The sequence below is a fragment of the Paracoccus sp. SCSIO 75233 genome, assembly GCF_027912675.1.
Classification (GTDB): domain Bacteria; phylum Pseudomonadota; class Alphaproteobacteria; order Rhodobacterales; family Rhodobacteraceae; genus Paracoccus.
The window spans coordinates 1,266,510-1,277,820 of the sequence record NZ_CP115757.1; the positions used below are offsets into that span (position 1 = coordinate 1,266,510).

The 11,311-nt window shown below is 62.2% G+C and carries 13 protein-coding genes and 1 tRNA gene; 7 read left to right on the forward strand and 7 right to left on the reverse strand.

Annotation, left to right across the window (positions count from 1 at the left end; genetic code table 11):
• Position 1 precedes the first annotated feature (1 nt).
• From PAF12_RS06150 to hemC, 5 genes are all read right to left on the reverse strand, one after another.
• The gene (locus PAF12_RS06150) at positions 2 to 403 is read right to left on the reverse strand and encodes a BLUF domain-containing protein (protein WP_271109218.1); all 402 of its coding nucleotides are present in this window, start codon (positions 401 to 403) and stop codon (positions 2 to 4) included.
• 95 nt (positions 404 to 498) lie between these two features.
• The gene (gene rpoD / locus PAF12_RS06155; RefSeq protein WP_271109220.1) at positions 499 to 2,481 is read right to left on the reverse strand and encodes an RNA polymerase sigma factor RpoD; all 1,983 of its coding nucleotides are present in this window, start codon (positions 2,479 to 2,481) and stop codon (positions 499 to 501) included.
• Positions 2,482 to 2,604: 123 nt separating this feature from the next.
• Positions 2,605 to 4,494 carry a DNA primase gene (dnaG, locus tag PAF12_RS06160; RefSeq protein ID WP_271109222.1) on the reverse strand — a complete coding sequence of 630 codons (1,890 nt, stop codon included), beginning with the start codon at positions 4,492 to 4,494 and terminating at the stop codon, positions 2,605 to 2,607.
• A gap of 39 nt (positions 4,495 to 4,533) precedes the next feature.
• A complete protein-coding gene (locus tag PAF12_RS06165; protein WP_271109223.1) occupies positions 4,534 to 5,118 on the reverse strand; it encodes a TetR/AcrR family transcriptional regulator in 585 nt (194 codons plus the stop codon).
• Positions 5,118 to 6,095, reverse strand: a complete 978-nt coding sequence (hemC, locus tag PAF12_RS06170) for a hydroxymethylbilane synthase (protein ID WP_271109225.1) — start codon at positions 6,093 to 6,095, stop codon at positions 5,118 to 5,120. Before hemC ends, PAF12_RS06165 begins: the two co-directional genes overlap by 1 nt.
• 78 nt (positions 6,096 to 6,173) lie before the next feature.
• Here hemC and hemE point away from each other — a divergent pair, with 78 nt between their 5' ends.
• The 5 genes from hemE (at position 6,174) to PAF12_RS19000 (ending at position 9,644) form a co-directional block, all read left to right on the forward strand.
• Positions 6,174 to 7,202: a uroporphyrinogen decarboxylase gene (hemE, locus tag PAF12_RS06175; protein ID WP_271109227.1), complete on the forward strand. Its 1,029-nt coding sequence runs from the start codon at positions 6,174 to 6,176 to the stop codon at positions 7,200 to 7,202.
• Position 7,203: 1 nt separating this feature from the next.
• Positions 7,204 to 8,073, forward strand: coding sequence for a DMT family transporter (locus tag PAF12_RS06180; RefSeq protein WP_271109228.1), 870 nt, complete (start codon positions 7,204 to 7,206; stop codon positions 8,071 to 8,073).
• A 68-nt stretch (positions 8,074 to 8,141) separates the two neighbouring features.
• A tRNA-Ser gene (locus PAF12_RS06185) sits at positions 8,142 to 8,231 on the forward strand.
• A gap of 137 nt (positions 8,232 to 8,368) precedes the next feature.
• The gene (locus tag PAF12_RS06190) at positions 8,369 to 9,388 is read left to right on the forward strand and encodes an integrase (RefSeq protein ID WP_368045163.1); all 1,020 of its coding nucleotides are present in this window, start codon (positions 8,369 to 8,371) and stop codon (positions 9,386 to 9,388) included.
• A gap of 73 nt (positions 9,389 to 9,461) precedes the next feature.
• Complete coding sequence (locus tag PAF12_RS19000) at positions 9,462 to 9,644, forward strand: hypothetical protein (RefSeq protein WP_368045164.1); 183 nt, start codon at positions 9,462 to 9,464, stop codon at positions 9,642 to 9,644.
• Here the strand turns inward: PAF12_RS19000 and PAF12_RS06195 are convergent.
• Positions 9,626 to 9,832, reverse strand: a complete 207-nt coding sequence (locus tag PAF12_RS06195; RefSeq protein ID WP_271109230.1) for a hypothetical protein — start codon at positions 9,830 to 9,832, stop codon at positions 9,626 to 9,628. The two genes, PAF12_RS19000 and PAF12_RS06195, sit on opposite strands and share 19 nt — an antisense overlap.
• A gap of 24 nt (positions 9,833 to 9,856) precedes the next feature.
• Between PAF12_RS06195 and PAF12_RS06200 the strand changes: the two genes are divergently transcribed.
• Entirely contained in the window at positions 9,857 to 10,042 is a 186-nt protein-coding gene (locus PAF12_RS06200; RefSeq protein ID WP_271109232.1) for a DUF2842 domain-containing protein, read from the forward strand.
• Complete coding sequence (locus PAF12_RS06205; RefSeq protein ID WP_271109233.1) at positions 10,006 to 10,212, forward strand: hypothetical protein; 207 nt, start codon at positions 10,006 to 10,008, stop codon at positions 10,210 to 10,212. The genes PAF12_RS06200 and PAF12_RS06205 overlap by 37 nt, the downstream gene beginning before the upstream one ends.
• A gap of 120 nt (positions 10,213 to 10,332) precedes the next feature.
• Here the strand turns inward: PAF12_RS06205 and PAF12_RS06210 are convergent, their stop codons facing one another.
• A complete protein-coding gene (locus PAF12_RS06210; protein WP_271109234.1) occupies positions 10,333 to 11,091 on the reverse strand; it encodes an IS5 family transposase in 759 nt (252 codons plus the stop codon).
• Between the last annotated feature and the right edge of the window lie 220 nt (positions 11,092 to 11,311).

Genomic DNA, 11,311 nt, shown 5'->3' on the forward strand with positions numbered 1-11,311 from the left:
GTTAAGCGGCGCAGTGCAGCAGGAACTGGTGGAGGCTGTTGCCGAACGCCCGATGATCGTGGGAATTCGCATCGCTTTCGACCAGCCAGTCGAAAAGCGGGGCTTTCTCTCCATTGGAAAATCCCATTGACCAATCAGGAAACTGCCGCGTGATGACCGGGCCGCGGCCGAAGACGGTAATTCCGCTATGGCGCCGATCCGACAGAATCAGCTCTGCCACATGGTTCAGCGCCTTTGCCGGACCCTCAAGCCATTGAACGAACACGCCATCTTCCGCGTGCAGAAAGCCGGTCAGACCCAGATCGGCATTCCGCAAACGTGCAACGCGCAGAATATTTGTGCAGTCGTCGCCAAACTGCTCAATCCGGCCCGTGCTTCGATAAAGAAGGTATTCCAGCGTCATTCTCGCCCCGGCACATGTCCCAAGGGAAAGCGTAGGGTAGTTTTGTCAATCAACGCAAGGAGTTATTTCGTCGCTTGCGATAGTTTAACCCAGCGTCACTGATCGAGGAAACTGCGCAGCTTTCGCGAACGGCTTGGATGCTTGAGCTTGCGCAGCGCCTTGGCCTCGATCTGGCGGATGCGTTCGCGGGTGACGCTGAACTGCTGACCGACCTCTTCCAGCGTATGATCGGTATTCATGCCGATGCCGAAACGCATCCGCAGAACCCGTTCCTCGCGCGGGGTCAGACTGGCCAGAACCCGGGTCGTGGTTTCCTTGAGGTTTTCCTGAATAGCGCTGTCCAGCGGCAGGACGGCGTTCTTGTCCTCGATGAAATCGCCAAGCTGGCTGTCCTCTTCATCCCCGATGGGAGTTTCGAGAGAAATCGGCTCCTTGGCGATCTTCATCACCTTGCGGACCTTTTCCAGCGGCATCTGCAGCTTGTCGGCCAGTTCCTCCGGCGTCGGTTCGCGGCCGATCTCATGCAGCATCTGGCGACCGGTGCGGACCAGCTTGTTGATCGTCTCGATCATATGGACCGGGATACGGATCGTGCGGGCCTGATCGGCAATCGACCGGGTGATCGCCTGCCGTATCCACCATGTCGCATAGGTGCTGAACTTATAGCCGCGGCGGTATTCAAACTTATCCACGGCCTTCATCAGGCCGATATTGCCTTCCTGAATGAGGTCAAGGAACTGCAAGCCACGGTTGGTGTATTTCTTGGCGATCGAGATCACCAGACGCAGATTCGCCTCGACCATTTCCTTCTTGGCCTGACGCGCCTCTTTCTCGCCGCGCTGAACCTGGCTGACGATGCGGCGGAATTCCTGAATATCGACGCCGACATATTGCCCCACCTCGGCCATGTCGCCACGCAGCTTCTCGACCTTGCCCATGCTGCGTTCGAACAGCGCCTGCCAGCCCCGGCCCTTGTTTTCGCCCATCCGGTCGATCCATGCCGGGTCAAGTTCCGAGCCGCGATAGGCGTCGACAAATTCACGCCGGTTGATCCGCGCGGCGTCGGCCAGTTTGACCATGCCGGAATCGATGGTCACGATGCGGCGGTTGATGCCGTAAAGCTGATCGACCAGCGCCTCGATCCGGTTGTTATGCAGGTGAAGCGAATTCACCATGGTTACGATTTCGCTGCGCAGCTTCTGATAGGCCGATTCGTCCGAGGTGGAGAAACTGCCATCCTCGCTCAGCGTCGCCGACATACGCTGATCCTGCATATGGGCGAGTTCTTCATAATCCCGGGCAATGGCTTCGAGGGTTTCCAGAACCTGCGGCTTCAGGCTGGCTTCCATCGCGGCAAGCGACAGATTGGCGCCGTCGTCATCCTCGTCATCGTCGTTTTGCAGCGGGTTGCCATCGGCATCCACCTCCTGCTTGCGCTCGCCGGCCTGTTGGGTCGGTGCCTCCGAACCGTTCGCCGCTGTCGGGGTGAGTTCTTCCTCCTCGTCATCATCCATCGACTGACCGAAGGTGGTCTCCAGATCGATCACGTCGCGCAGCAGGATGTCTTCGTCCAGAAGCTCCTGCCGCCACATGGTGATGGCCTTGAAGGTCAGCGGGCTTTCGCACAGCCCCGCGATCATGGTGTTCCGCCCTGCCTCGATCCGCTTGGCAATGGCGATCTCGCCTTCACGAGACAGCAATTCGACACTGCCCATCTCGCGCAGATACATCCGCACCGGATCGTCGGTCCGGTCCAGTTTCTCCGTCTCCGTCGTGGCGACAGCGACTTCGCGCGAGGTGGAGGTGGTGACGACGGCACCGGCGCTCTCGGCCTCCTCGCTCTCCTCCTCGTTTTCGACGACCTGAATGCCCATTTCGGACAGCATCGACATCACATCCTCGATCTGGTCGGAACTGACCTGATCGGGGGGCAATACATTGTTGAGTTGGTCATAGGTAATATAGCCACGCTCTTTCGCCTCGGCGATCATCTTCTTGACCGCAGCCTGACTGATGTCGAGCGAATGGGCGTTATCCTGGCTGTCGTCGCGGGAGTTGTCGTCGTCCTTGGCGGCCATAGGCTTCCTATCAACGTAGTGATTCGGTGGAACCCGAATCATGTGGGTACTGAGACCGTTTTAGACAAGATGCGCGGACGGTCAAATCACTGGCGATTCGAATCAGGCGAATCGGTCCACCTATCATTGCTTTTTCTTGTTGGGTTTGAATTGGTAATACGAGGCGAGCCGTGCCGTCAACGCCTCGCGGTCCTCCCCCAGATCGGAGGTATCGTCGAGTTCAGGGTGTTCCGCCCGGTGCCGGGCACGGGCTGATTCGGTCATGCGCCAGGTCAGCCCCTCATCGACCAGCCCTTCGATCTCCGCCTCGGCACGGGACAATTCCGACTGACCCATCCGGCGCGCTTCGATCTTGTCGAGAATATTGCGCAGCACCGCCAGCGCCTTGTCGGGATCGCCGCTGCTGCGGATCATCGGGGCGGCGCGGACATAGCTGTCCTCCATGATCCGGGCGAGGGCGGCGCGTCCGGCCATGCTGTCGCTGCCGGCCAGAAGATCGTGGCACAATGCCGCGCGCCCCGGATCGGCGGGGGCGAGCAGTTCAAGCTGGGATTCGACCCGATGCGCGAGATCAGGATAGTTGGCGCAGATCGCCAGCGCCATCGCCTCCAGCGTCAGATCGCCGGTATCCTGCTGGCCCAGCGGGGTGGCCCGGGTCTGGGCGCGCGGCGCACGATCCGCGAGCCGCTGTTCGCGCCTGCCGGGGGTCAGCCGCCCTGCCCCACGCCTGCCGCCGAAAAGCTCATAACGGCGTTCCCGCAGCGCGGCGGCGTAGTGGTTGCGCGTCGCCTCGTCCTGGATCTGCGCGATCGCCTTGCGCAGCGACGCGTCAAGCGCGGCGCGGCGTTCCGGGCTGTCGAATTCGCGCCCCTCCACCTCCCGCTCCCACAGCAGGTCGACAAGGGGGCGGGCGCCGTCCAACACTTTCTGAACCGCCGCCCGGCCACTCGCCCGGATCAGGTCATCGGGGTCTTGCCCGGTCGGCAGCATGGCAAAACGCAGCGCCTGCCCCGGCCCGGTCATCGGCAGCGCCAGATCGATCAGCCGCCGCGCCGCCCGCTGGCCCGCCGTATCGCCGTCCAGCATAATCACAGGCTCGGGCGAAATCCGCCACATAAGGCGAAGCTGATCTTCGGTGATCGCGGTGCCAAGCGGGGCGACCGCCCCTTCGAACCCGGCGAGCGACAGGGCGATCACGTCCATATAGCCTTCCGCCACGATCAGCGGCGCACCCTTGCTGACGGCGCTGCGAGCGGGGGCGATATTGTACAGGTTCCGGCCCTTGTCGAATAACGCGGTCTCCGGGCTGTTGAGATATTTCGCCCGCGCATTCGGGTCCATTGCACGACCGCCAAAGGCGATGACCCGGCCCCTTGCATCGCGTATCGGAAAGATGATCCGGCCCCGGAACCTGTCATAGGCCGCGCCGCCGTCATCCGGTTTCGCGGCCAGCCCGGCATCGACAATCACATCCTCGGCCAAGCCCTTCTCGCGCAGCGCATGGAAAAGTCCCTGCCGCATATCGGGTGCGAAACCCAGCTCGAACCGGTCGATGCCCTCCTGCTGCAAGCCACGCCGGGCGAGGTAATCGCGCGCCTCCGCCCCGTGCGAAGTGGCGAGTTGCATGCGGTAATGACGCGTTGCGGCCTCCATGGCCTCGACCAGGACGCTGCGGCGATCCGCCCGCTTGGCCTCTGCCGGGTCGCGCTCGGGCATCGGCAAGCCCGCCTCTGCCGCCAGAACCTTCACCGCCTCGATAAAGTCCAACCCTTCGGATTCGCGCAGGAAGGTCAGCGCATCGCCCTTTGCATGGCATCCGAAGCAGTAATAAAACCCCTTCTGGTCGTCGACATGGAAGGACGCGGTTTTCTCGCCATGAAACGGACAAGGCGCCCACCAATCGCCCTTGGCCTGATTGGAGCGGCGCAGATCCCATGTCACCTTGCGCCCGACGATCCGGCTGACCGGAATGCGGTTGCGAAGCTCATCGAGGAAGGCGGGCGAAATCGACATAGGCGCTAATATCGGCAGCCCCGCCACTTGGGGCAAGGGCTAAGCGCCAACCGCGCCCCGCACGAGCGAGATATAATGGCTGTGCAGCGCCGCACGGTCCAGCCTGCCACCGGCGCGATACCAGTTCGTCACCCCGGTCAGCATGGCAATCAGCGCCATTGTCGCCAGCCTTGTATCGGCAAGGCGCATCTCTCCGGCAGCGGTTCCGGCGTCGAGAATATCCTGCAACGCGTTTTCATATTGCCGCCGAAGCGTCGTGATCCCGGCGTGGTTCTCCGGCGTCAGGTTGCGCAGTTCCATATAGGACAGAAACACCCCGTCCGCATGGTCAAGGCTTGTGTCGATATGGAAGCGCACGAAATTATCCAGCCGCTCCAGCGGGGCAAGTGCAGCGTCATCGTTCCACGCCGCCAGCAGGCTTTCCATGTGATCGCGCAGCAGATCGGCCAGCAGCGCCTGCTTATCCTCGGTATAGGCGTAGATCGTGCCGACCTGCACGCCAACCTCCGCGGCAATCTGGCGCATGGAGACGGCGGCATAGCCGTGGCGCGCGAACAGGCTGCGTGCGGCGTCGCGGATCAGCGGCCCGGTGATCTCGGCCCGAGAACCCTGCGTGCGCGCCATCAGACGACCGGGGGCGAGCCGCGTTGCGGGTTCACCCCGATCAGCTCGAAAAAACCACTCGGCGCGCGCGACAGCAGCTCTTCCGCCAGATCCCGGCCCATTGCCGGACCATCTGCCGCCAGACCTTCGCGCATGCCGCTGAAACTTTGCGAGCCATCGGGCAGCAGGATTTCCCCGCGTAGCCGCAGCCGCCCGCCATCAAGCTCCGCCAGCCCGGCAATCGGCGTTTCACATGACCCGTCAAGCGCGGCCAGAAAAGCCCGCTCGGCGGTCACCCGCAGAACCGTATCTTCATCGGTGATCGGGGCCAGCAATGCCGCGACCCGGGCGTCGCCCTTCCGACGCTCCACCCCAATCGCGCCTTGTGCAATCGCGGGCAGCATCTCATCAGGCGAAATCGCAGACCGCGCCAGTTCCGGCTGCCCAAGGCGTTTCAGCCCGGCCATCGCCAGAAATGTGGCCTGCGCCACCCCATCATGCAGCTTGCGCATCCGCGTCTGAACATTGCCGCGAAACTCGACCATCGTCAGATCGGGCCGCCGATGTGCAAGCTGCGCCCGCCGCCGCATCGAGGAACTGCCGACAACCGCCCCTTCCGGCAGATCGGCAATCGACGCAAATTCAAGACTTACGAAACCGTCCCGCGCGTCCTGTCGCGGCAGGTAGCAGTCAATAACCAGATCGTCCGGTTGCAGCACCGGCATATCCTTCATCGAATGCACCGCAATGTCGATGCGGCCGTCCAGCAGCGCATCCTCGATCTCGCGCGTGAACAGCCCCTTGCCCCCGATTGCCTGCAAGGCACGGTCCTGCACCTTGTCGCCGGTGGTCTTGATGGCAATGATCTCAAATGCCTCTTGCGGCAATCCATGCGCCAGCATCAGCCGGTCGCGGGTTTCATGCGCCTGCGCAAGCGCCAGCGGCGAGCCGCGGGTGCCAATCTTGAGCGTCTTCTCGGGGTCGGGCCAGTCAGTCATTGGTCAGCCATAGCGAGGCCGGCGCGGCTTGACAATGCCGGTCCCTCTGCGTTGAACGGTCGCGGAAAGAGAGGCCTTATGACAAAGACGATCCTGCGCGCGCTTTCGGGCGAGACATTGCCGACCCCGCCAATCTGGATGATGCGTCAGGCGGGCCGCTATCTGCCCGAATATCGGGCGACGCGCGCGAAGGCCGGTGACTTCCTGTCGCTGTGTTATACCCCCGATCTCGCAGCCGAGGTCACGCTGCAGCCGATCCGCCGCTATGGTTTCGATGCGGCAATCCTGTTCGCCGACATCCTGCTGGTGCCGCAGGCGCTCGGTGCCGATCTGTGGTTCGTCACCGGCGAAGGGCCGCGCCTGTCCACAATCACCGATGCAGGCGGGGTCGCGGCGCTGAAACCTGCGGATGCCGTGCATGACAAGCTGTCCCCGATCTATGAAACCGTCCGCATCCTGTCGCGCGAACTGCCCGCCGAGACCACGCTGATCGGCTTTGCCGGCGCGCCCTGGACCGTCGCCACCTATATGATCGCCGGTCGCGGCACCAGGGATCAGGGCCCGGCCCACGCCTTCAAGAATGCCGACCGCGCCGCCTTTTCCGCCCTGATCGACCGGATCACTGACGCAACCATCGAATATCTCTCCGCCCAGATCGAGGCAGGCGCGGAGGTCGTGAAGATCTTCGATAGCTGGGCCGGTAGCCTCGAGGGGCAGGATTTCGACGATTTTGCCATCGCCCCGACCGCCCGTATCATCGCGGCGTTGAAAGCGCGCCATCCGGGCATCCCTGTCATCGCCTTCCCGCGAGAAGCCAAGGACCGTTATCAGGGTTTCGCCGCCGCGACCGGCGCGGATTGCGTGGCGCTCGATAACAGTGTCGACGCGGTATGGGCGGCCCGCCATGTCCAGAGCAGCGGCTGCGTTCAGGGCAACCTCGCCCCCGGTCATATGGTCACAGGCGGTCAGGCGCTGATCGACGAAACACGCGCAATTGTGCAGGCCTTCAGCGGCGGGCCGCATATTTTCAATCTCGGCCACGGCATCACCCCCGACGCCGACCCGGAAAACGTCGCGCTGATGATCGACACCGTCCGGAACGGCTGAGATGTGGGTGCTGGCCACGCTGATCGCCGCCGCCGCCCAGACCGGGCGCAACGCGGCACAGGCGGGGCTGACCGGCGAGATCGGCACGATAGGCGCGACCGCCGTCCGGTTCATCTTCGGCCTGCCCTTCGCGGCGCTGTTTCTGGCCGTGATGGCGATTGAAAGCCCCCTGCCCGCGCTCAGCGTCGCCACACTGCTCTGGACCGCGCTTGGTGCGGGTTCCCAGATCGCCGCGACCGCCTTCATGCTGGTGACGATGAAAGGTCAGGGCTTCGGTGTCGCCACCGCCCTGATGAAGACAGAGCCGGTGACGCTGGCGATTTTCGGCGTGTTGTTTCTGTCAGAACCGCTCGGCCTGCCCCGCCTCGCTGCGATCCTGCTGGCGACCTTTGGGGTGGTGCTGATGTCGGGCGCCACCTGGTCGCGCGCCCGTGCCGCCAGCGTCGGCATCGGCATCGCCGCCGGTGCGCTGTTCGGCCTGTCCGCCATCGGCTTCCGCGGCGCGATCCTGAGCCTGCCCTTTGGCGACCCGGTCCTGCGCGCGAGCCTGATCCTGGTCGTCGCACTGGCCATGCAATCCGCCGCCATGCTGATCTGGCTGGGCCTGCGCGACCCCGGCGTGCTGCGTGCGATCATCACCCACTGGCGCAGCTCACTCGCCGCCGGAGCCCTCGGCGCCTTCGCCTCGCTCTTCTGGTTCATCGGCTTCGCGCTGACCTCCGCCGCCAACGTCCGCACGCTGGCCCTGATCGAGGTGGTCTTCGCCCAGATCCTCTCCGCCCGCCTGTTCCGCGAAGGTGCCAGCCTGCGCCAACTCACCGGCATGGCACTGCTGATCGCCGGCGTCGCCCTCCTGATCCGCGTCGCCTGAGGGGCGGTTTGCGGAAAAGACGTTTTTCCTCTTGTGATTGCCGCGCCCCGGCTGCTAAACGCGTCGACGGAGACGTGGCCGAGTGGTCGAAGGCGCTCCCCTGCTAAGGGAGTATACCAGAGATGGTATCGAGGGTTCGAATCCCTTCGTCTCCGCCACTCACGCCGTTATGAAATTGCTCAACCCCCTGAAATTGTTGAATATTAAAGAAACTTCGGGGCTGCAGTCTCCTTTTTTGCTATACAGTTTGCAATACATTTTACGTTACAGTCGGCCCATCAGATAGGGGATCGGCATGGCAATTAAGAAACGTGGCAAGGGTGGTCAGCTCTCGCTTTATAAGCGGGTTCCGGCCCGGTATGCGGCGATTGAGCCGCGTAAGTTCATTTGGCTGGCGCTTCATACAGACAGCTTGGCCGAAGCGACTCGCAAAGAGGCTGCGACATGGGCTGAAATGGTGGAGGCATGGGAGGCCAAACTTGCCGGGGATACGCAGGACGCGGAACAACGCTTCAAAGCAGCCAAGGAATTGGCGGCGGTGCGCGGCTTTCGGTATCGTCCTGCCGCCAAGGTCGCAGAGCTGCCTATGGAAGATCTTCGCGACCGCATGAAGGCCGTGCAGAAGCGTCAGGACGGCTATGACGCACATGATGCGGCTGCGGTCCTCGGTGGCGCTCAAGAGCCTCCCCTGACCGTCTCCGCCGCTCTGGAAGCCTTTTGGGAATTGGCGCGTGAAAAGACCTTCGGCAAGAGTGCTGACCAGCTTCGCCGCTGGAAAAATCCAAGCATCAAGGCCGTGAGAAATTTCATTGATGTTGTTGGCGATAAGCCGATCTCCCAAATATCGGCAGATGACATGCTGGATTTCCGGTCGTGGTGGCTTGATCGGATTGAGGCTGGCGAAGTCGGGCCGGGATCAGCGAATAAAGACTTGATCCACCTTGGCGAAATTCTCAAGACCGTGAACAAAATGAAGCGGCTTAATCTGCGCCTGCCGCTGGGCGGTCTGAGCTTTAGGGAAACCGATGTGTCGCAGCGCCCGCCGTTCTCGGCTAATTGGATCAAGGATAAGCTGCTTGCGCCCGGCGCGTTGGACGGGCTGAACGAAGATGCGCGCGCGATCTTGCTGGTCATGGTCAATACCGGCGCGCGGCCCAGTGAGATTGCTAACCTTGCGGCAGACCGCATCAAGTTGGAAAGCAACGTGCCGCATATCTCGATTGAGGGCGAAGGTCGTCAGCTCAAGTCCAGCTATGCGAAGCGCGTCATTCCGCTTTGTGGCGTGTCGCTGGAGGCGATCCCGGGCGCATCCTGACGGGTTCCCCCGGTATCGGGACAAGCCCGGCCTGTCTGCGACGGTGAACAAGTTTCTTCGTGGGAATGGCCTGATGGAAACGCCCGCGCATTCGATGTATGGACTGCGCCACAGCTTTGAAGATCGGATGCTTGCTGCCGGGGTTGATGATCGGATCAGGCGTGATCTGTTCGGGCATCGGCTTGACCGGGAACGCTATGGCAAGGGTGCTTCGCTGGAACACTTGCAGCGGATCGTTCAGGCGCTTGCCTTCTGATTTGCTGCGATGGCACGGGCGCGGCTGATGGCGTCCTGCGCCGTCTCATAGGCGGCAAGCTCGCGTTCGATCCGCTCAAAAATCGGCAGATACACCGGATCAGCGATAACCAGTTCAGCGGCCATGCGGTGCATCCATTGCAGGTCTTCCAGAGTGACCGGGCGCGGTGTGGTTGCGGGCTTGTTCATAATCGGATTTTACCCGCCCTGCCCGTGATCGTCTCATGGGTGCTGCTGGCGTGGACCGACGACACCTATGGTCGCCCGGCATTCTGGGCGAAACTGCTGATCGTCATCCTGCTCGGCTTTGTCTGGATCGTGCCATTCAAGAAAATCTACACCGGCATCGGCAAGGGCGAGGAGTGCGCGCGCCTGTTCGGACCTTTTCCGGCGGCGTGATGCTGATCGGCGGGGGCGCTGTGATCGCTGAGGATATGGCGCTTGCCCGCAGCTATGCGCCGGTTCTGGTGGCGGCGGATGGCGGGCCGGATGCCGCACCATCACTTGGCGCCATGCCGTCGCACACCACAAAACGCGGCTTGGAGCGAAGGAATGGGGTGACAGCTTGACCGTAAAGGAATGGCTTGCATCACATGGGCTGGTTCTTGCGGATCGCGACCCGAATATCGGCGAACACCAGGAGGGTCGCCTACAGGTTACCTTACCCTAGGGTCAGGACTCGTTCCCGATCATAACCAGAAGATGACGGTGGCGGCGAGCAGGATTGCAGAGAAGAATGTTTCGGGGCATCGGTCGTATCGAGTGGCCACGCGGCGCCAGTCCTTGAGGCGACCGAACATGATCTCGATGCGGTTGCGACGTTTGTAGCGCCGCTTGTCGTATTTGACCGCCTTCATGCGGGACTTTCGGCCGGGGATGCAAACCTTTATCCCCTTGTCTTTCAACGCTTCCCGAAACCAATCGGCGTCATAGCCCCTGTCCGCAAGCATCCAGCCGGCCTTTGGCAAACTGCCCAGCAGCGCTGCGGCGCCAGTGTAGTCGCTCACTTGCCCGGCCGACATGAGGTACTGGATTGGGCGTCCTTTCGCATCGGTGACGGCATGCAGTTTCGTGTTCATGCCGCCTTTCGTGCGCCCTATCTGGCGCCCGCGCCCCCCTTTTTTGACCCGCAGGCTTGAGGCCGTGCGATGTGCTTTCAGGTAAGTCGCATCGATCATGATCGTCTTGTGTTCGGCACTCTCAGCGGCCAGGCCCATCATGATCCGGGCGAAGACGCCGTTCTCGCTCCAGCGCTTCCAGCGGTTATAGAGCGTCTTTGCCGGGCCGCATTCCCTCGGCGCATCGCACCATCGCAACCCGTTGCGATTGATGAATATTATTTCACTCAACACGCGACGGTCATCAACGCGTGGCTTGCCGTGACTTTTGGGAAAGAACGGTTTCAGACGCGCCATCTGCGCGTCCGTCAGCCAGAAAAGATTGCTCATTCATCAGATCTCCTTGCGGAGCCTGAATCACGTCAAACGCACGAAATCAATGGGTCCGGAGCCTAAACGTATTGCCTGGATGCTCGCACCCCGACTTGGGTGGAGAAGTTGATCTTGCGAATCTGCCCTCGTCGATATTGCCGTTCGCTATTGCGCCACCAAGCGAGCGGACGATGGAGCTTCCAGGCCTGAGACAGAGCGGTCCCAACAAGCACGACCC